Origin of the sequence: Streptosporangium sp. NBC_01639 (assembly GCF_045209755.1) — a bacterium.
Classification (GTDB): domain Bacteria; phylum Actinomycetota; class Actinomycetes; order Streptosporangiales; family Streptosporangiaceae; genus Streptosporangium.
The window spans coordinates 8,720,448-8,739,458 of record NZ_CP109272.1; the positions used below are offsets into that span (position 1 = coordinate 8,720,448).

The 19,011-nt window shown below is 70.2% G+C and carries 17 protein-coding genes; 8 read left to right on the forward strand and 9 right to left on the reverse strand.

The features are described from left to right. Window positions 1–35 precede the first annotated feature (35 nt). Entirely contained in the window at window positions 36–1,241 is a 1,206-nt protein-coding gene (locus OHA77_RS39575) for a serine hydrolase domain-containing protein (RefSeq protein ID WP_406314459.1), read from the forward strand. Window positions 1,242–1,408: 167 nt separating this feature from the next. Here the strand turns inward: OHA77_RS39575 and OHA77_RS39580 are convergent, their stop codons facing one another. After that, the gene (locus OHA77_RS39580) at window positions 1,409–2,122 is read right to left on the reverse strand and encodes a class I SAM-dependent methyltransferase (protein ID WP_406314461.1); all 714 of its coding nucleotides are present in this window, start codon (window positions 2,120–2,122) and stop codon (window positions 1,409–1,411) included. A 273-nt stretch (window positions 2,123–2,395) separates the two neighbouring features. On the opposite strand from OHA77_RS39580, the gene OHA77_RS39585 reads away from it, so the two are divergent. From OHA77_RS39585 to OHA77_RS39595, 3 genes are all read left to right on the forward strand, one after another. Continuing rightward, window positions 2,396–3,754, forward strand: coding sequence for a serine hydrolase domain-containing protein (locus tag OHA77_RS39585; protein ID WP_406314462.1), 1,359 nt, complete (start codon window positions 2,396–2,398; stop codon window positions 3,752–3,754). Window positions 3,755–3,815: 61 nt separating this feature from the next. Next, window positions 3,816–7,433 carry a protein kinase domain-containing protein gene (locus tag OHA77_RS39590; RefSeq protein WP_406314464.1) on the forward strand — a complete coding sequence of 1,206 codons (3,618 nt, stop codon included), beginning with the start codon at window positions 3,816–3,818 and terminating at the stop codon, window positions 7,431–7,433. A gap of 103 nt (window positions 7,434–7,536) precedes the next feature. Further along, window positions 7,537–8,913, forward strand: a complete 1,377-nt coding sequence (locus tag OHA77_RS39595) for a protein kinase domain-containing protein (protein WP_406314466.1) — start codon at window positions 7,537–7,539, stop codon at window positions 8,911–8,913. Window positions 8,914–9,131: 218 nt separating this feature from the next. Here the strand turns inward: OHA77_RS39595 and OHA77_RS39600 are convergent, their stop codons facing one another. Beyond that, window positions 9,132–9,974 (reverse strand): LysR family transcriptional regulator, encoded by an 843-nt coding sequence (locus tag OHA77_RS39600; RefSeq protein WP_406314468.1) that lies wholly within the window; start codon window positions 9,972–9,974, stop codon window positions 9,132–9,134. 78 nt (window positions 9,975–10,052) lie between these two features. Here OHA77_RS39600 and OHA77_RS39605 point away from each other — a divergent pair, with 78 nt between their 5' ends. Next, window positions 10,053–10,757 (forward strand): glutamine amidotransferase-related protein, encoded by a 705-nt coding sequence (locus tag OHA77_RS39605; protein WP_406314470.1) that lies wholly within the window; start codon window positions 10,053–10,055, stop codon window positions 10,755–10,757. Between the two features lie 23 nt (window positions 10,758–10,780). On the opposite strand, the gene OHA77_RS39610 is transcribed toward OHA77_RS39605, so the two are convergent. Together OHA77_RS39610 and OHA77_RS39615 are read right to left on the reverse strand one after the other, a co-directional pair. Continuing rightward, entirely contained in the window at window positions 10,781–11,413 is a 633-nt protein-coding gene (locus OHA77_RS39610) for a hypothetical protein (protein WP_406314472.1), read from the reverse strand. Next, entirely contained in the window at window positions 11,403–11,552 is a 150-nt protein-coding gene (locus tag OHA77_RS39615; RefSeq protein WP_406314474.1) for a hypothetical protein, read from the reverse strand. Before OHA77_RS39615 ends, OHA77_RS39610 begins: the two co-directional genes overlap by 11 nt. Window positions 11,553–12,069: 517 nt before the next feature. Between OHA77_RS39615 and OHA77_RS39620 the strand changes: the two genes are divergently transcribed. Then, window positions 12,070–12,684: a GNAT family N-acetyltransferase gene (locus OHA77_RS39620; RefSeq protein WP_406314476.1), complete on the forward strand. Its 615-nt coding sequence runs from the start codon at window positions 12,070–12,072 to the stop codon at window positions 12,682–12,684. 192 nt (window positions 12,685–12,876) lie between these two features. Here OHA77_RS39620 and OHA77_RS39625 read toward each other — a convergent pair whose 3' ends face one another. Then, entirely contained in the window at window positions 12,877–14,007 is a 1,131-nt protein-coding gene (locus OHA77_RS39625; RefSeq protein ID WP_406314478.1) for an epoxide hydrolase family protein, read from the reverse strand. 147 nt (window positions 14,008–14,154) lie between these two features. Between OHA77_RS39625 and OHA77_RS39630 the strand changes: the two genes are divergently transcribed. Beyond that, a complete protein-coding gene (locus OHA77_RS39630; RefSeq protein ID WP_406319955.1) occupies window positions 14,155–15,147 on the forward strand; it encodes a helix-turn-helix transcriptional regulator in 993 nt (330 codons plus the stop codon). Here OHA77_RS39630 and OHA77_RS39635 read toward each other — a convergent pair. After that, window positions 15,129–15,680 carry a PadR family transcriptional regulator gene (locus OHA77_RS39635; protein WP_406314480.1) on the reverse strand — a complete coding sequence of 184 codons (552 nt, stop codon included), beginning with the start codon at window positions 15,678–15,680 and terminating at the stop codon, window positions 15,129–15,131. The two genes, OHA77_RS39630 and OHA77_RS39635, sit on opposite strands and share 19 nt — an antisense overlap. 88 nt (window positions 15,681–15,768) lie before the next feature. Here OHA77_RS39635 and OHA77_RS39640 point away from each other — a divergent pair, with 88 nt between their 5' ends. Then, window positions 15,769–16,326 carry a hypothetical protein gene (locus tag OHA77_RS39640; protein WP_406314482.1) on the forward strand — a complete coding sequence of 186 codons (558 nt, stop codon included), beginning with the start codon at window positions 15,769–15,771 and terminating at the stop codon, window positions 16,324–16,326. A gap of 175 nt (window positions 16,327–16,501) precedes the next feature. Here OHA77_RS39640 and OHA77_RS39645 read toward each other — a convergent pair whose 3' ends face one another. The 3 genes from OHA77_RS39645 to OHA77_RS39655 form a co-directional block, all read right to left on the reverse strand. After that, complete coding sequence (locus OHA77_RS39645; protein ID WP_406314483.1) at window positions 16,502–17,386, reverse strand: alpha/beta fold hydrolase; 885 nt, start codon at window positions 17,384–17,386, stop codon at window positions 16,502–16,504. Window positions 17,387–17,515: 129 nt separating this feature from the next. Further along, window positions 17,516–18,337, reverse strand: coding sequence for a TetR/AcrR family transcriptional regulator (locus tag OHA77_RS39650; protein WP_406314485.1), 822 nt, complete (start codon window positions 18,335–18,337; stop codon window positions 17,516–17,518). A 156-nt stretch (window positions 18,338–18,493) separates the two neighbouring features. Continuing rightward, window positions 18,494–18,952 (reverse strand): Lrp/AsnC family transcriptional regulator, encoded by a 459-nt coding sequence (locus OHA77_RS39655; protein WP_406314487.1) that lies wholly within the window; start codon window positions 18,950–18,952, stop codon window positions 18,494–18,496. Between the last annotated feature and the right edge of the window lie 59 nt (window positions 18,953–19,011).

The window sequence follows — 19,011 nt, forward strand, 5'->3', positions numbered from 1 at the left end:
TCTCATGCGAAAACACGAGGCAAGGAAGTTCCCCCATGCGGAAACAAGGCCTAAGGAAGATCACCTCGCTGGGCCTCGGGGCTCTGCTCGTCGTGGCCGCTCTCACCCCGGCCGCGCACGCCGCAGGACCAAGGCTCGACCGGCAAGCGCTGCAGCGCACTCTCGACGAGGTCCCCAAGGGCGGCACCCCCGGGGCCTACTCCGCCGTCCAGGACGAAGGGCAGCGCTGGCGCGGTGCGGCCGGTCTGGCCGACCTGGAGGCCACGCTCCCCATGCGGCCGGCCATGTACCAACGGATCGGCAGCGTCACCAAGACCTTCGTCGCCACCGCCGTCCTGCAGCAGGTCGCGCAGGGCAAGGTACGGCTGGACGTCCCCGTCGAGGAATACCTGCCGGGGCTGCTGCCGGACCGGCGCATCACCGTCAGGATGCTGCTCAACCACACCAGCCATCTCGGCGACTACGACACCGCGCTCATCACCGGCCCTGACAGCCTCGAAGAGCTACGGGTTCGGCAGTTCACCGACGAGGAACTCGTCAAGCTCGGTCTCGGCGTCGGCAAGTCCGGCGAGCCGGGCCACTCGCCCGGCAGCTACTCCAACACCAACTACATCGTGCTCGGCCTGCTGCTCGACAAGGTCACCGGGATGCCCGCCGAGCGTTACATCACCCGCCACGTGATCCAGCGGGCGGGCCTGTCCCACACCTTCTTCCCGAGCACACCGAACCTCCCTCGCCCGCACGCGAAGGCGTACACGTCTTTCTTCGACTCGTTCCCGCTCAGGGACTTCAGCACGTTCAACTCGTCGGTGTTCGGCACGGCGGGCGCGATGGTCTCGACGATGGAGGACCTCAACCGCTTCTTCCGCGCGCTGCTCACCGGCCGGTTGATCGGTCAGGCCCAGCTTGAGGAGATGCGCAGGACAGGACCGATCATGCCGGGGCCGGGGGTCCCCTTCACGTTCGACTACGGGCTCGGCCTCATCGCCTACGAAACGCCGTGCGGGAAGCTGTGGGGGCACGACGGCGGCGTCGTCGGCATGACCACGCTGTCCCTCAGCACCCTGGACGGCGGCAAACAGGCGTCCTCCGGCACCAACGTGACCTGGCATCCCGGGGCTGAGGCAGGCGAGCAGGCCTGGGCCGCGCATGTCGTCGGCGCCATGTGCGAGACCGGCCGGTTCGCGGCCTTCGACGCCAAGAGGCTGCTGATCGACGCCGGCGCGCCCGTGAAACGCTGACCTTTCACTCGAAGGCGCCTGCCTTCGATCCTCAGACCGGAACCCGAGAACGAGCCGCCGGGCGTGGGACGATCAGGATCCCGCGCCCGGTTAACGCCGGGGTCGGCGGCCAGGCCGCGGTGAGAAAACGCAGGCGCACCGTGGACCGGCCACCCTGAAGGCGACTCCTATGCGCCACCCGGGCGGTGCCCGCGGGAGCGCGGCACCGCGCGCACCCATCCGCGGTCCCCTTCCAGGAACCCGGAAATCGTCAGATCCGCCTGGTTGAGCTCACTTTCAAGGAAGTCGTCGTCGAGGCGCCTGCTGAGGAAGAAGTGGGTCCACCGCCGGTCGCCGGCCACATACTCCATGGTGGCGGCCAGAAGGTCGGGGCCCGGCCGGCTGACCCCCGTCATGCGGACGGTACGGCCGTCGTCGGCGACGCGTTCGAAAGGCTGGACGGTGTCGTACCACTCGGGGGGCTTGCGCTGCAGGATCACGCATCCGTCCTCGGCGACGTGATCACGGCAGGTGCGCAGGAACGCCTCGCGCAGTCCGTCGTCGGCCGTCTCGATCACGAATGACATGAGCAGGACGAGGTCGAACGTCCTGTGCAGTTCCAGGGACTGGATGGGTGAGCAGACGGTCTCGGCTCCCCCGATGTGGGCGAGCATCTCGGGAGACTCGTCCACGGCGACCACCTCGTGCCCGAGGGACAGGAGGCCGCGGGTGATCCGGCCCGTGCCGGCTCCGAGCTCCAGGATGGACGCCTCCCGGGGAACGGCCGCGTGGATGAGCTCCGGCTCACCGTTGGGCGTCAGCATGGCGTAGTAGTCGACGGCGCAACCGTCCGGAGTGATCGGTCCTGGGCCGGTGCCGTGGTACGGCTTCCGTGAAGTCATGATCGCTATCCTGCGTCAGGACCGTCGCGGGTGCGCCGCCGTCATCCGCACACCCGCCACCGCGCCATGGTCGACCTGGCGCGCCGCAGCGAAGGCGATCGCCGCACTCTGGTCGGCGAGGCCGGCTGAGCGGTCATGACCTGTATGTGGCGATCACCCGTGCGACGCGGCGGCTGACCGTGACGCACCCGAGGGGAACCGCCGGGGATGCCGGCCGGGCTCGGGCGGCGTTAACCTGGTGCGCCTGGCCGTCGTGTGGAGAGGGAAGAGCTGATGTCGCCGGTTCTGGAGAGTACGGCCCGCGCGTTGCTGCGCAGGATCGCCGTGGAGCAGGCCGAGTCACGGCTGCCGTCCCTGACGGCCGCGGTGGTCCGCGACGGACGGCTCGCCTGGTTCGGCGCGCGCGGCCGGGTGGAAGGCGCCGCACCGGACGAGTCCACCCAGTACCGGATCGGTTCCATCACCAAGAGCATGGTCGCCACCGTGGTCATGCGGCTGCGCGACGAGGGACGTGTGGACCTGCTCGATCCGCTCGGCAAGCACGTCCCCGGCACGCCGGTCGGCGAGGTGACGGTGGCCCAGATGCTGTCGCACACCGCCGGGCTGACCGCCGAGCCACCCGGCCAGTGGTGGGAGCGGACCCCGGGCATGCCGGTGGAGGAGCTCATCGCTCTGCTCGGCTCCCAGACCGCCCGGCACCGGCCCGGCCGCCGCTTCCACTATTCCAATCTGGGCTTCGCCCTGCTGGGCGAGCTGGTCGCCCGGCATCGCGGGATGAGCTGGGCGCAGGCCGTGCAGGCCGAAGTCCTGGAGCCACTGGGCATGCACGACACCACGTCGCGGCCGCGTGCCCCGCACGCGTACGGCTACGCGGTGCATCCCTGGGCGGATGTGCTGCTGCCCGAACCCGAGCACGACGCGCTGGCCATGGCCCCGGCCGGGCAGCTGTGGTCCACCCCCGCCGACCTCGCCCGGTGGGCGGCGTTCCTGGCCGGCGACACCGCGGACGTGCTCGACCCGGGCACGCTGGCCGAGATGCGCGAGCCGGCCACCGTCGACGACGGTGACGCCTGGACCGGTGGTTTCGGCCTGGGCCTGCAGCTGGTCCGGGCGGGCGGGCGCCGTCTGGCCGGTCATGGCGGCTCCATGCCGGGCTTCCTGGCCACGGTATGGGCCGACCCCGCCGACAGGGTGGGCGTGCTGTTCATGACCAACGCCACCTCCGGGGCGAGCCGCTCCCTGCTGACCGAGCTGCTCGCCATCCTCGATGAGCACGAGCCGCGCCTGCCCGCCGAGTGGCAGCCCGCCGGCGTCGACACCGGCCTGCTGGAGCTGACCGGCCCTTGGTACTGGGGGCCGGGTGCGTACACATTGCGGCTGCTGTCCGGCCGCGACCTGTCCCTCTCCCCCATCGATGGTGGCGGTGCCCGGGCCTCCCGGTTCGTCGCCCAGGCCGACGGCACCTGGCTCGGCCTGGAGGGCTACTACGCCGGCGAGACGCTGCGCGTGGTCCGCCGGGCCGACGGCTCGCTCAGCCACCTCGACCTCAACACCTTCGTCTTCACCCGCACCCCCTACGACCCGGCCGCCGAGATACCGGGCGGGGTGGACGACGGCGGATGGCGCGGTTGACCTCCCGCCCTGCGCGTCTCTCGTCTGATCGGGCGGCCGCGGGCCCGGCCGGGGAGTGTCCATGAGCGGGCCTGCCGAGGTCCCGCCGCTGTGGCGGATCGGTGATGTCATCGACGGCCGGTACGAGGTGACCCGGGTGCACGAGCACGGCGGGATGGGGCTGGTGTACCGGGTCCGGCATCTGCTGTGGGGCACCGATCTCGCGGTGAAATGCCCCCGCCCGGAGCTGTTCCAGAGCGCGGCCGACCGGGAGCGGTTCGTCACCGAGGCCGAGGTGTGGGTGTCGCTGGGGCTGCACCCGAATGTGTGCGCCTGCCACTACGTCCGCACGCTCGGCGGCATTCCCCGGGTGTTCGCCGAGTACGTCGCGGGCGGCAGCCTGCGTGACTGGATCGACGACCGCAGGCTGTACGAGGGCACGGAACGCGAGGTGCTCACCCGCATCACGGACTTCGCGATCCAGACCGCGTGGGGCCTCGAACACGCGCACAGCCGCGGCCTGGTGCACCAGGACATGAAGCCCGCCAACGTCCTGCTCGACGAAGAAGGCACCGCGAAGGTCACCGACTTCGGGCTGGCCAGGGCCCGCGCCGTCGCCATGACGATGCCCGCACGCGAGAGCGCGCCCGGCGTCAGCGTGCTGGTCCCCGCCGGTGGCCTGACCCGTGCGTATGCCTCGCCGGAACAGGCCTCGGGCGAGTCGCTGGGCCGGCGCACCGACATCTACAGCTTCGCGGTGTCGGTGCTGGAGATGTTCACCGGCGGGATCACCTGGATGGCCGGGCCGATCGCGGGGGAAGCACTCGCGGCGTACCGCGCCGACGGGCCGGGTGAAGCCGGGCTTCCGGCCATGCCCGGCGAACTCGCCGACGTGCTCGAGCGATGCCTGCACCTCGACCCGGCCGATCGGCCGGGCTCGATGGCCGAGGTCGCCACCGGCCTGGCCGAGGTCCACCAGCGGATTTCCGGTGGCCCGTATCCGCGTGCCACCCCGGTGGCGGCCGATCTGCGCGCCGACGAGCTCAACAACCGGGGCGTGTCGCTGCTCGACCTCGACCGCACGAGCGAGGCTCGGGAGGCGTTCGCGGCGGCGCTGGCGGCGGACCCGCAGCACCTGGAGGCCACCTATAACACGGGCCTGCACCGGTGGCGCCACGGCGAGGTCACCGACGAAGAACTCATCACCGGCCTCGAATCGATCCGCACCGACGCCGGAGACCCGTGGCAGGCACGCCATCTGCTCGCCCAGGTACACCTCGAACGCGGCGACCTCACCGCGGCCCGCACGCTCCTCGGCGAGCTCGGAGACGAGGCCGCCGGCGAACCCGAAGTGCAAGCGGCCTTGCGGACCGTGCAATCCGGACGGCTCACCGACGCACGCTGCGCCGAGGCCAGGGCGATCCCGTGGGCGCTGTTCCGGAATGATGAGCTGACCGAGCCGGATGGGCCGTACAAAAACGGCCCTTACCTCCTCACCAGCCTCACCCCCGACGGTCGGCTGCTGCTGACCGGGGGCCGTGACGGCATGGTGAAGCTGTGGGACCTGCGCAGCGGGGAATGCCTCCAGGCGGTCGAGGCGCACTTCGAGAACGGGCACCGCGAAGAGGTCTGCTCGATCGCCCTCACCCCGGACGGGCGCTTCGCCGCCTCCACCGGCAAAGACCACACCTTGCGGCTGTGGGATCTCGGCACCGGCCGCTGTCTGCGCGGGTTTCCCCTCAGGCCGCCGCCCCGGTTCGGATACGCGACCCACCCGGTCGCGCTGAACGCCGACGCGAGCATCGTGCTGGTCTCGAACGCGGACGGGCCGATCCAGATCTGGGACGCCCGCAGTGGACAGCTCCGGCGGACCCTCGCCGGGCACGCCGGCGGCGTGCGCTCGATCGAACTGACCGCCGACTGCGGCTTCCTGCTCTCCACCGGCAAGACCAACGGAGAAGTCCGGTTCTGGGACCTGAGCTCCGGCCGCTACCGGCCGATCCGCCCGGAGGACACCTCGACGGTCAACGCCAGTTGCCTCGACCCCGCCGGGCGTCTCGCGGTCATCGGTGCCCAGGACGGCACGATCAGCCTGTGGGACCTCCGCACCGGCCGCTGCCTGCAGACCATGAACGCGCCCGCCTGGGTGGAAACCGTGTCGCTGAGTGCCGACGCGCGCTTCGTGCTCTCCGGCTCGCAGGACAAGACGGTCCGGATCTGGGACGTCGCCGGCGGGCGGTGCCTGCGGACTTTCCGGGGCCACCGCGCCGCGGTGCGGGCGGTCCGGCTCAGCGCGGACGGCCGCTCCGCGATCTCCGCCGGTCAGGACAACGCGGTCCGCCGATGGGACCTCCCCCTCGACTGGGCCGCCGCGCCGCAGCTGAGCAAACCACGACGGCACGCGGAATTGAGCCGGCTCGGCAGTGAGGCCGAGGCACTGGTCTTCGCGGCAATGCGGGAAATCGCCGCCTCCCGCTACCCGCGCGCGCTCGACGTGCTCACCCGGGCACGGGCGATCCCCGGTTACCAGCGATCGCCTCAGGTGCTCACCGCCTGGCGGGCCTTGGGCCGCCACACGGTCCGCACGGGCCTGCGGGCGGCCTGGCCCACGACGACCTTCTCCGGACACCGGATCTACGTGGACTCGGTCGTGATTTCCACCGACGGCACGATCGCGGTCTCCAGCGGCGGCGACGGGACGATCCGGATCTGGGACGTCGCCGGCGGAGCCTGCGAGCGCGTCCTCGAAGGCCATTCGACCATGGTGAACGACATCAGCCTGAGCGCCGACACCCAGCACGTGCTGTCCGCCGGGCACGACGGCAAGCTCCAGCTGTGGCACATCGGCACCGGTGAGTGCCTGCGCGTCATGTTCGCGAGCACCCACGACGCGACCTCGGCGCGGTTCTACGACGGCGGGCGACGGGCGCTGGCCGCCGTCGACGGCAGGCTGCAGTTCTGGGATCTGGCCGACGGCCGCCTCTTGCGGACCATCGAAGACTGCGGCCTGGCCCACTCGATCTGGGTCAGCCCGGACGAACGTGTCGCCGCCACGGTCGGTCGAAGCAAGAGGATCATGCTGTGGGATCTCGGCCGGCGACGGCGGCTGCGCACCCTGGAGGGGCACGACGACCAGGTGTCGTCGGTGTCCATGAGTGCCGACGGGCGTTTCGTGGTGGTGTGCGGCCCTGGGTGCATCCGGCTGTGGGATGTCGCGTCGGGGGAATGCGTACGGGTCCTCGAACACCCCGGCCATCCGCTGAAGGCCCGGCTCAGCACGGACGGGCGCTTCGCCCTTTCGGCCGACAGCGATTCCTTTCTCCGGGTCTGGGATGCCCACAGTGGACAGATGCTGCGTGCCCTGGAAGGACACCAGGGGCGAATAAGGGACCTCGCGTTCGCCCCCGATGGCAGCTTCGCCTTATCCGCAGGCAACGACGGGACCGTCCAGCGCTGGGATTTCGACTGGGAACTGTCGACACGCGAACCGGCGGACTGGGCCGATGGCGCGACCCCCCATCTGGAGCTTTTCCTGGCCCGGCAGCGGACCGGCCGGAAAACCGGCGGCGCCGACGAGCTGATGGAGCGGCTCCAGGACGCCGGTTTCGGCTGGCTGCGGCCCGAAGGCGTACGGGCGCAGCTCGAACGCCGGACCACCGGGCGGCTCGGCACGGTTTTGAGCAGGATGTGGAAACGGTGACGCGGTACGCGAAGAGCGTCGCGCCGGCACCGGAATCTGCCCGGGCCGAGGCCGCCGGCGGTGCGCTGATGTGCGCCACCGCGGGTGCCGAAGAGGAGATGCGATGACGCGACCGGCCACCATCACGCTGAAACTCGTCAAGGGCAGGCTCACCCCCACCGAGTACGTGTTCGACGAGCGGACCACCTGCGTGCTCGGCCGCGCCGAAGACTGCGCGCCGCGGCTGCCGAACGACGACGACCACCGCACCGTCTCCCGGCATCACTGCCTGCTCGACATCAACCCGCCCGATGCGCGCATCCGCGACTTCGGCAGCCTCAACGGAACCTACGTCAACGACGAAAAGATCGGCCAGCGCGCGGCACACCAGACACCCGAGGAGGCCGCGGCGCTGTCGTTCCCGGAGCACGACCTGGCCGACGGCGACGAGATCCGGATCGGCAAGACGGTCTTCCGGGTCGGTGTCCAGCCCGCCGCGGGCGGGGTGAAGCGCACCCTGGCGCTGGCCCGGTGCAAGGTCTGCGACCGGGAAGTGGGCAGCGAGCTCGGCGCTCGGGCCGGTGAGTACGTCTGCGCCGCCTGCCAGGCCAGACCGGCCGCGGTGGCCGAAATGCTGCTGAACCTCGCGCACGGCGGGCGCCGCGACCTCGCCCCCATCGCCGGGTACACGATCCTGCGCGAACTCGGCCGCGGCGGGATGGGCGCGGTGTTCCTCGCCCGCCATGAGACCACCGGCGAAGAGGTGGCGCTGAAGGTGATGCTGCCGAAGGTGGCGGCCGGCGCCGAAGCCCGCGGCCGCTTTCTGCGCGAAGTGGAACTCACCCGGGCACTGCGCCACCCGAACGTCGCCGCTCTGTACGACGCCGGATCCGCCGACGGCATGTTCTACTTCACCACGGAGTTCTGCGCGGGAGGCAGTCTCGACCAACTCCTGAACCGCAGGGGTGGGCGGCTCCCGGTCGCGGAGGCCGTCCGCCTCGCGCTGCAGGCGCTGGAAGGCGTGGGACACGCGCACGAGCAGGGCGTCGTCCACCGCGATCTCAGTCCCCAGAACATCCTGCTGAGCGAGGCAGCCGACGGCTCACCGGTGGCGAAGGTGGGCGACTTCGGCCTCGCCAAGGCCTTCGACCAGGCCGGCCTGAGCGGCCTGACCCGGACCGGCACGGCCGCGGGCAAGCCCTGGTACATGCCCCGCCAGCAGGTCGTCAACTTCCGCAACGCCACACCCGCGGTCGACGTCTGGGCCCTCGCCGCCTGTCTCTACCACGCCCTGACCGCCCGGTACCCAAGGGATTTCCCGGCCGGAAGGGACCCCTGGCAGATCGTCCTGCAGTCACAGCCGGTACCGATCCGCCGCCGGGACCCGGGCGTCCCGAAAGCACTGGCCGCCGTCATCGACAAAGCTCTCCAGGAGAAGCCCGTGATCGGCTACCAGAGCGCGGCGGAACTCCACGACGCACTCCGCACCTTGACTCCGTGACCGCAACGTCACTCGCGCATGACGGGGTTCCAGCAGGATCCACCGAATTCCACCAATATGCAGGCCAGGGGCCCCGCTGCGTTCGCCCTGGAAGACCTTTCGCCGAAGCTCTGACCAGAGTTTCCGTTGCTTCGCGGTGATTGCCACCGGGACCCTCTCCATGCTCTGGAACGGCTTACCCATGACTCCGAGTGTGACCGCCCAAAAGGGATGCAACGTCAACTGAGCCGCCCGGCGACGGCCGCGGCGGGTCCGGAGGCGAGGGAGCCGTGCAGCATCTCCACCCGGTGCACCACGCGCGGCGCGGCCAGCGGCACCCCGGACGCCGTCGATGAGGGCAGCAGCGTCAGGCCATGTCCGGCGGCGGCGAGGTTCAGCACGGTGTGCAGGTCCTCGCCGTCGTAACGGAACCCCACACGGAATCCACCGACCCCCGCCATCTCGCGCAACCGCTCCACCGACACGGCGGCCGGAGCCTGCAACCACAGCGCGTCGGACAGGTCGGCCAGCGCCAGCCCACGCCTGCGAGACAGTGGGTGGCCGGTGGGCAGGACCACCACCAGCTCCTCCTCGGCCACGCCGACGCTGGCCAGTGACCCCACGTCCGGCAGGCGCAACGGGTCGCTGGGGGCGGCGATCCCGTCGACGAACCCGAGATCCGCGGCGCCGGAGGCGACCTGCTCGACGACGCTTTCGCGTCCGGCCGTGCGCAGCGTCACCGCCAGCCGTTCTCGCGCCAGGCTTCGAGCGATCACCGGAGTGCACGCCAGCGGGGAGGCCACCACATTCAGCTGCTCGATCGGACCGGCGCCGGCGCGCAGGACGTCGGCGCGGGCGGCTCGGTGACGCAGCAGCAGCGGACCGGCGTGTTCCAGCAGGCGTTCCCCGGCCGGGGTGGGCCGCACCGGCCGGCGATGCAGCAGAGCCAGACCGAGGTCGGCCTCCAGCGCGGCGATCTGCTGGGACACCGCCGACTGGGTGTAGCCGAGTTCCTCGGCGGCGGCGGAGAAGGACCGCAAATGGGTGACGGTCACGAAGGTGCGCAGCAGATGAGGATCCACGACGCATCAGTATCGCTTATCAACCCAGCAGTAATCATCGTTGGCGCTTACCTCGGTGCTCCAGCGAGGATGAGACGCATGACGATCGCGAGAATCGCCCTGGTGGGCGACAGGTCCTCCAGTGTCCAGTCGCACATGCGCATCCCCTCCCTCCTCGAGGCGCTGCGTGAGCGTGACGGGCTGACGCTGGACGCCTACTGGACTCCCACCACCGAGACGGCGGATCTGGAGGGGTTCGACGGCATCTGGATGCTGCCCGGCAGCCCGTACCGCAGCGAGGCGGGCGCGGTGAACGCCGCCCGCATCGCCCGCGAGCACGCCATCCCGTTCCTGGGCACCTGCGGCGGCTTCCAGCACACCCTGTTGGAGTACGCGCGCAACGTCCTGGGCCTGGCGGTCGCGCATGCCGAGAACGACCCGGGCGCCGACGACTTCCTGCTGAGGCCGCTGGCGTGTTCGCTCGTGGGCCACGAGGGGGTGATACGGCTGGCGTCCGGCTCTCTGGTGGAGAGGATCATCGGCGCCGAGAGGACGGTGGAGAGATACTCCTGCACCTTCGGCCTCAACCCCGACTACCTGCCGGTGCTGCAGGAGGGCGGCCTCAGCTTCACCGGCCACGACGACGCCGGAGACGTCCGGGTGCTCGAACTGCCGGATCACCCGTTCTTCCTGGCCAGCCTCTTCCAGCCCGAACTGGCCGGGGACGGCAGCCGGCCGCACCCGATCATCGCCGCGTTCGCCTCGGCCGCTGTCACGCTGGCCGCCTCAAGGACCCGCGCCTGAGCGGGAACGCCCGCCGGGCCGTGTCACGGTAGGCCTTTCTGCCGTTTGTAGTCGTTCCACGCGCTGACACAGTAGGCGTAGCGCCCGTCGCCGGGCCGGAGGTGCCGGCAGGCGTAGGCGGCACTGAGCCGGTCTTCCGGGGTCTCGGGGATGACGGAGATGTCGGGGATGGCGGAGGCGCTGGGGGTCTGGAAGACGGTGGAGACGGCGGCGTCCCCGTGGCGACCGCGCTCCCCGTGACGGGCGGCCCTGGCGTGGGGCGCCGGGGGCTTCGGCCTGACGGCTCTGGCCCGTCGTGGTGCGCCGGGCCCGTGCCGGTGCCGCTCGGCCCGGACCCCTGGGACGGTGCGGTTCCGGGGCCGTGCGGCCGTGTGTGACGACGCCGGTTTCCGGCTGCGGGCCGGCTTCGCCGAGACGACGGTTCGGGGAGTGGCCACGGGCAGGTGACCGGCGGGTGGTGCTTCCCCTTCGAAAGCGATCACCGCTCCGTGGCCGGTGACCCCTGAGGGAGTGCGCGCCGCGGTGACCTCGGCGGCGATCGTCCGGGTGGTGGTCGCCGGTGGCGTCGGCGACCACCCGGACGACCAGAGACCCACCCCGGCGGCGGCGAGGAACCCGCAGATCAGAGCGGGCCGTAGAAGCTGCTCACGCGTCACCCGCGGCCACGACTGCGGCCACGACAACGACCAGGGCAGCGACCGCGGCCACGACCATGACCAGGGCAGCGACCGCGGCCATGACCGGTAGGCCCTGCCCGGCGGGGACGGCGGCGGAAGCGGCGGCGAGTGCGGCCACGTCGGCCGGACCTCGACGCTGAACCGGGACCCGTATATGAACGGATCGCCGGCGCCGCCGTAGGCCCCGGCCCGTGCCCGGTCGGCGGAGGCCGCCGGATCCGCCGGGGCGGGTGCCGGAGGGTCCGCCGGCTCGCCGTACGGCCTGCGGCCACGTGGACTCGCGCTCGGGTCGCGGCGGCGCGCCGAGTCGTGATCACCTTGCATCTCGCCTCCTCTGTCATGTCTGATCTCCCCCAGCGTGCCGAAAACTACGCACTGTATGTTGCGGGTAACCGCGTGCTCTTATGGACCTGTTATCAGGACCACGGAGTGAACCACCCGGAATACCGACAAAGCCCTGGCGATGGGCGGCTGCCCGCCGCCTCCGCTCCCCGGCGCCGGAGATCTCGCCGCGCCGGGCCGTGTTCCACGGCGGGTCTCCACAGCCGGAGCCGAGGTCTCCGCAGACGTTCACCGGCGACCCCGGATCATTGATCGACTAGGTCGCACCAGTGAGCCGCGATACCGTTCCACCCGTGATTCAGAACGACGGATTCGAAGAAACCGAAAAGGCGGCGGAGATCGAGTCGCTCCCGACTGGCCGGCGGGAAGACTCCTCCCGCGTGACCTTGCGTCCGATCACCGGTCGCGACCAGGACGAGTTCCTCGAACTGGTCCGCGCCAGCGTTGACCTGCACCATCCGTGGATGTCCCTGCCCGCCACGGCCGAGGGGTTCCAGACGCTCATCGCCCGGTATGACCAGCCCGCCGAGGAATGCCTGCTGGTCTGCGTGCGTGACACCGGAGCCATCGCCGGCATGGTCAACATCAACAGCATCATCCGCGGACGTTTCCAGTGCGCCTCCCTCGGCTACGCGGCCTTCGCCCCCACCGCCGGTCAGGGCTACATGTCCGAAGGTCTCGGCCTGGTGCTGCGCTATGCGTTCGAGCGGTTGCGGCTCCACCGGCTGGAAGCCAACATCCAGCCCGGCAATGAGGCCTCCCTGAGGCTTGTCCGACGACACGGTTTCCGCAGGGAGGGCTACTCGCCCGACATGCTGTTCATCGACGGCGCCTGGCGGGACCACGAACGGTGGGCCATCACCAGCACCGTGAACGGTGACCCCCATCCGACCCTGCCCGCCCACTGAGCCCCCTCACTTCGACGGCGGCCGGCGAACCCGCCATGTGATCCGAGGCGACCCGGCTCGACGTCCTCTCAGCCTTTCGGCCCTACTGACGACTGACATGGGTGACGTCCGGGTGATGCGGCCTCGCGGTGCCGGACCGCCCGGGTCGAAGCCGGGATGCGGCGGCCTCGCACGGCTACGACCGGGCGAAAGTCAGCGGACCTTGCCGAAGAACTCGCGGATGTCGGCCGCGAGCGCCTCAGGAACGTCCATGGCGAGAAAGTGGTGTCCAACGGGGTTGCTGTCGGGCCAGTGGATGACGGTGTTGTGGCGCTCGGCCAGGCGGCGGATCGCCGGCGGCCCGCAGTAGACACCGGTCGGTACCTCCGACTGTCCTTCCGGCCAGGCGAACTCGCTGCTTTCGTACATGAACCACGAGGAAGAGCCCGACGTCCCGGTCAGCCAGTACAGGGCCACATTCGTCAGGATCAGGTCCCGGTCGATGGCCTCGTCGGGCAGGTAGGCCGTGCCGGCGAACTCCCACAACTTCTGCAGGTGCCACGCCAGCAGGGCCGTCGGGGAGTCGTGCCAGCCGTAGGAGAAGGTCTGCGGCGCGGCGCGCAGCAGACGGTGGTGGTCGACGCCGCCGCCCGCCCACTGCTGCATCTGCACGTACTGCTCATGCTCCTCGGGCGTCAACTCGGGAACGTCCTTCTCGGTGGGGAAGCCGAACCCGGCGTTGATGTGAACCCCGGCGACGTGCTCGGGGTCGACCTTGGCGACCTCCGGTGCGACGTAAGCGCCGAGGTCTCCGCCCTGCGTGCCGTAGCGCGCGTAGCCGAGGCGGCGCATCAGCTCCGCCCACATCCGCGCCACGCGTGTGACGCTCCAGCCGGTCCCGCGCGGCGGCGCGGAGAACCCGAACCCGGGTACCGACGGTATGACGACGTGGAACGCCTGAGACGGGTCGCCGCCGTGGGAGCGGGGGTCGGTGAGGGGGCCGATGAGCTCGGTGAACTCCACGAACGAGTTCGGCCAGCCGTGGGCGAGGATGAGCGGCAGAGCGCCGGGCTCAGGAGAGCGCACGTGCAGGAAGTGCACGTGCTGACCGTCGATCTCGGTCACGAACTGCGGAAACCTGTTCAGCCGCGCCTCATGGGCACGCCAGTCGTACCCGCTGTGCCAATACTCGGCCAGGTCCTTGATATAGCCGACCGGCACGCCGCGGCTCCATCCCTCGCCGGGCAGTTGCCGGGGCCAGCGGGTACGGGCCAGCCGGTCGCGCAGGTCGTCCAGGTCGGCCTGGGGGACGTCGATGCGGAAGGGGCGGATCTCGGTGCTCATGGTTCTCCTTGGTGGCTGCGCCCGCCGGGCGGGCGGTGTCACGCCACGTCATCTCCGGACGGTCCCGGTGGTGCGTTGCGGTGACGGATCGACACTAGGGAGCATGTAGGTCAGATCCTGTCCCATATGACCGCGATGATGGGGTTCATGAGCGACACCCCGGCACGGCTGCTCCACCTGCTGTCCCTGCTGCAGACCCCGCGTGAATGGCCCGGCAGTGAGCTGGCGGATCGTCTGCGGGTGAGCCCCCGGACGATCCGCCGCGATATCGACCGCCTGCGCGAGCTGGGGTATCCGGTGCAGGCGTCGATGGGGGCGGTGGGCGGCTACCGGCTCGCCGCGGGCGCGGCGATGCCGCCGCTGCTGCTGGACGACGAGGAGGCGGTGGCCGTCGCGGTCGGCCTGCGCACCGCGGCCGGGCAGCCGGTGAACGGCATCGAGGAGGCGTCGGTGCGGGCCCTGGCCAAGCTGGAGCAGGTGCTGCCGTCCCGGTTGCGGCATCGGGTCGGCGCGCTCGGCACCGCCATGGTCTCGATGCTGGGCGGGAGCGGGCCGGGCGTCGACCCGCGGATCCTGACGGTGCTCGCCGGGGCCGTCGCCAACCGCGAACGCCTGCGGTTCGCCTACCAGGCGGGCGACGGGAACCAGAGCAGGCGTCTGGTCGAGCCGTACCGTCTGGTGGCGGCTTCGCGTCGCTGGTACCTGCTGGCCTACGACAACGACCGGGAGGACTGGAGGATCTTCCGCGTCGACCGGATCGACGACCCGCAACCGACCGGCGTACGGGTCGCGGCCCGCGAACTGCCCGAGCAGGACGCGGCCGCCTTCGTCACCCGCAGGATGTACTCGATGGCACCCACCTACGAGGTGGTGGCGACCGTGCACCTTCCAGCCCGCCAGGTGGCGCACCGGCTCGGCGTCGCCCCGGGCGACGTGCAGCCGCTCGACGAGCGCAGTTGCCGCCTGCACGAGTATTCCGACACCCTGGAGTGGCTGGCCTCGCGGCTGCTCATGCTCGGTTGCGAGTTCGAGGTGCACGAGCCGCCGGAGCTGCTGGCGTATCTCCACGCGCTGGGCGCCCGCGCCACCCGCGCCGCCGGGGAGCCCGGAGGAACGCGACCTCAGTCAGGTCGCCCCTGACCGGACGGTGCACCTGCCTCTCCCCCGATCTCGTCGACGGCCCACTCGGCCCATTCGCGCTGCATCCGGCTGAACCGCAGCCCCCACTCCAGGGCGAGCCGGCCGTAGACGGAGAGATCGTCCTCGCCCTGGCCGACGACTCCCTTCAGTGCCGTCAGCTCCTCTTGCTGGCTCCGCGCCGCCTCCGCCTGCTGCCGTAGATAGTCGCGTGCCTGATCGGAACGGACCTGCCCCAGGAAGAAAACGCGCAGCAGCATCTCGCTGCGCCTGGCGCGGACCGGCTCGACCTCCGTCAGCCAGTGGCGGAGCTCGGCAAGTCCCGGCTCGGCGATGCTGTACTCCTTGCGGCCGCGCGGTCCTTCGGCGGCGGCCTTCACCAGCCCGGCGTCGGCGAGGCGCGACAACTCGGAGTAGACCTGGCTCTGTGTGGCGGGCCAGACGTTGGCCAGGGAGATTTCGAAGATCTTCAGCAGGTCGTAGCCGCTCGCGGGTCCCTGGGCGAGCAGGCCCAGCAGTGCGTGTCGGAGGCCCATGACGGCATCCTACATTCCAACGTTGACATGTCGATAGTGGAAGCTCTACATTCGTCATGTCTGAGTAGGAATGTTGAAAAGAGCTGCAATGATCCGCAATCTCCTCGGGTTTCTCCCGTGGATCGCCTACGCCGTCATCGCCACGGGGGACGAATGGCGCTACGGCGCGCTGGCCGGGCTGGCGATCGCCGCCGTGGTGATCGTCGCCGACCGCCGGGCCGGCAAGAAATGGGACGAGATGGTGATCGAGTCTAGCGCGGTGGTGTTCTTCGTCGTGACGGCCCTGATCTCTTTCACGGCTCCGGACTCCCCTCTCACGCCGTACGGCCCGGCTCTCGTCAACGCCTGGCTCGCGCTCACCGCCTGGGGATCACTGGCCGTCCGCAGACCCTTCACTCTTGGCATCGCCCGCAGCATGGCGCCACCGGAGGTCTGGCAGACGCCGTTGTTCTACCGGGTCAACGTCGTCATCACCTCGGTGTGGGGTGCGGCCTTCACCGTCGCCGCACTCTCCCTGGCTCTGCTGCTGCACGGTGCCCCGCATGCCACCGCCGCCGTCATCGCCATCAAGGTGCTCACCTTTGCGGCGCCCGCCGTCTTCACCGCCCGCTACCCCCAGACCGTCGCCGCCCGCCGTGCCGTCTGATCTCCAAGCCGTCTGCCGGGGCTTTCTCCGCGATCCGGTCTCGCATCGACCACAGCGCCGACCTGGCCGGCTTCCACGGCTCCTGGTTCCCCGACCACTGAGCCGTGGTCCCCGCTCCGCGATCGGAGCGGCCCGACTTCCCGGGCACTGCTGCAATCCGCCGGCTGCCGGCGTTTTATGAGCGGCCTCCAGGCGGAGCCGCCCGGAGATCCTCCGCGCCGACCTCGGAGATGAGCCACGGACGCAGGATCGGCACGACGTGAGCGGCCTGCATGGCCCCTGTGTGGTCGAGCCCGTCCAGAACGCGCACGTCCCAGCCGAGGGTTTCGAGCTCGGCGCGTCGGCTCGTGATCGCTCCCGCCATGCTCACATGTACGTCGCCCCAGCGCTCGCCGTACTCCATTTCGTCCGCCGAACCCACGAAACACAGGCGCGGGCAGCTGATCCGCGTCTGGGCGGCTCGGTCGTCGAACCCCTGCAACGCTTGGTACAGCGTGACGAACTGCTGGGTCTGGGCTCGTGTCATCGACACCTCCACCGACGACCAGTCGCCCGGTTCGTTCGGTGTCTTCGGGGTCGTGGGGGCGCTCTCGGCGGCGACCGACATCTCATGGGTCGCCGTGGTCACGCGTAGCATCTCCCCGTACGGCCCGCCGACCGGTGGGAAGCCGCCCATCACGAGCGCCGAGAGACGGCCGGTCCGGATCGCGAGCTGAAGCCCGCTCAGCGCGAGCCAGGAGTATCCGTAGTAGGCGAACCGGTCGGCCCCCACGGCGTCGGCCACGGTGAGCAGGTCGCCGGCGATGTTGTCGGGCGTCAGCGTGTCCGGTTTGGGGGTGCCCAGGACGTGGCCCTCGTAGTCGAAGGCGACCACCTGGAACGCGTCGCTGAGGCCCTCGATGAGGGAGTGCCCCAGGGCCGGATCGGCACCCCACTTCCGCATCTCGTCGGCCTGGGGTCCTTCGACCGGACGTGGATTGACCGGGAGCAGCAGGGTGGGGCCGGCGCCACGGACCTCCACGTCGATCGTGGCTCCGTCATGCAGTTTCACTACGGGCATCGAATCCGTCTCCAGCTTTTCACCATTGAGAGAGAACAACTCTTTAGGCCGTAAACCAACGGCCTGGGACAAAGATAGCTTATGTCGTAAAGAGTTGTGTCGAGAGGATTCTCCGCCGGTCGAAGCGCGTCACCCCGGCCCCGATCCCCCGGCCCTGCTCACGGCCGCCTCGATCCCGTCAAGCAGGACGGTGAGCCCGACCCTGAAGGTCTCCTTCGCCTCTCGCTCCAGATAGGGCACCCCCTCCTCTTCCTCCTCGGCCGCGAGCCGGGACGCCCCCTCGCTCTCCAGCCAGGTCACCATCGGGAACCGCTCGGCGAAGTCGGGGGCGACCTCCTTCAGCAGAGCCGAACGGGCGTGCCACCACTCCTCATCGGACACCCCTGTCGCCGCCGGGGCCTGCCGGGTCTCCGCGACCGTCTGCGCCGCCCCCCGCACGAAGTGGAACAGCGTCCCGACGACGCGCCGCAGCACGCCGGCCTCCAGCCCAATCGCCCGCAGGACGGTCAGCACCGTCTCGAGCATGACGTACTCGTTGGGGCCCAGCGCCGGCCGGGCCTGCGACACCTGCAACACCCACGGGTGCCGCAGGTAGAACGCCCAGGCGTCCCAGGCCCAGGACGTCACGGCCGCCCGCCACCCCGCCGCCGGCTCGTAGCCGGTGGGCAGCTCGGCGTGGGCGCGGTCGTACATCAGGTCGACCAGTTCGCCCTTGCTGGGCACGTAGGTGTACAGGGCCATGCCCGTACGGCCGAGCCGTTCGCCCACCGCGCGCATGGACAGCGCCGCCATCCCCCGCTCGTCGGCGACGGCGATCGCCGCGTCCACGATCACGTCCACACTCAGCCCGGGCCGGGGCCCCGGAGCGCTCCGCGTCGCCTCCCGCCCCGGGGTGCGCCACAGCAGGGCCATCGAACGGCGCACGTCACCCTGTCCGGCGAATACGGCCAACGCAGAACCCCTTATGCTATAAACTAATAATGGATAAGCAGCTGTTTATGGCTTAAGAATATCAGTGGGGCTTATCGGGTTCCGGTCCGCGGAGCACGGGCCGTGCCTTCCGCCGTCGGACCGCAAAAAGAACCAGGGGCTCGCGTGCGACCCTCGTCAGCTCTCCGGCTGCGGTTCCCGGGGGCCGCGGTAGGGCAGCGTCTGGCTGTAGACCAGGTTGGTGGTGGTGCTGCCGAACTGGGCCAGCTCGTTGATGAGCCGTTCGAGGTGGGCCATGGAGGTCGCGGCCACCTTCAGCAGGTAGCAGTCGTCGCCGGTGGTCCGCAGGCATTCCAGGATCTCTGAGCGCTCATCGAGCAGCCGGTGCAGTGGCTGGTGCTGGCTGCCCGGATACTTCAGACGCACCACGGCGAGCACCGCGAAACCGGCCTTCACCAGGTCGACGTCGGCCCGGTAGCCGGTGATGACGCCCATCGCCTCCAGTCGTTTGACCCGTTCGGTCGTCGCTGAGGCACTGAGGCTCACCCGTCGACCCAGTTCGGTGAGCGGGACACGGCCGTCTTGTTGGAGTTCGGCCAGGATCAACCAGTCGGTGGCATCAAGACTCTCGGTCATATGGCAAAGATACCGGCAGATTCGCGGCTTATTCCGCCGCATGCCGGGAAAACTCTCTT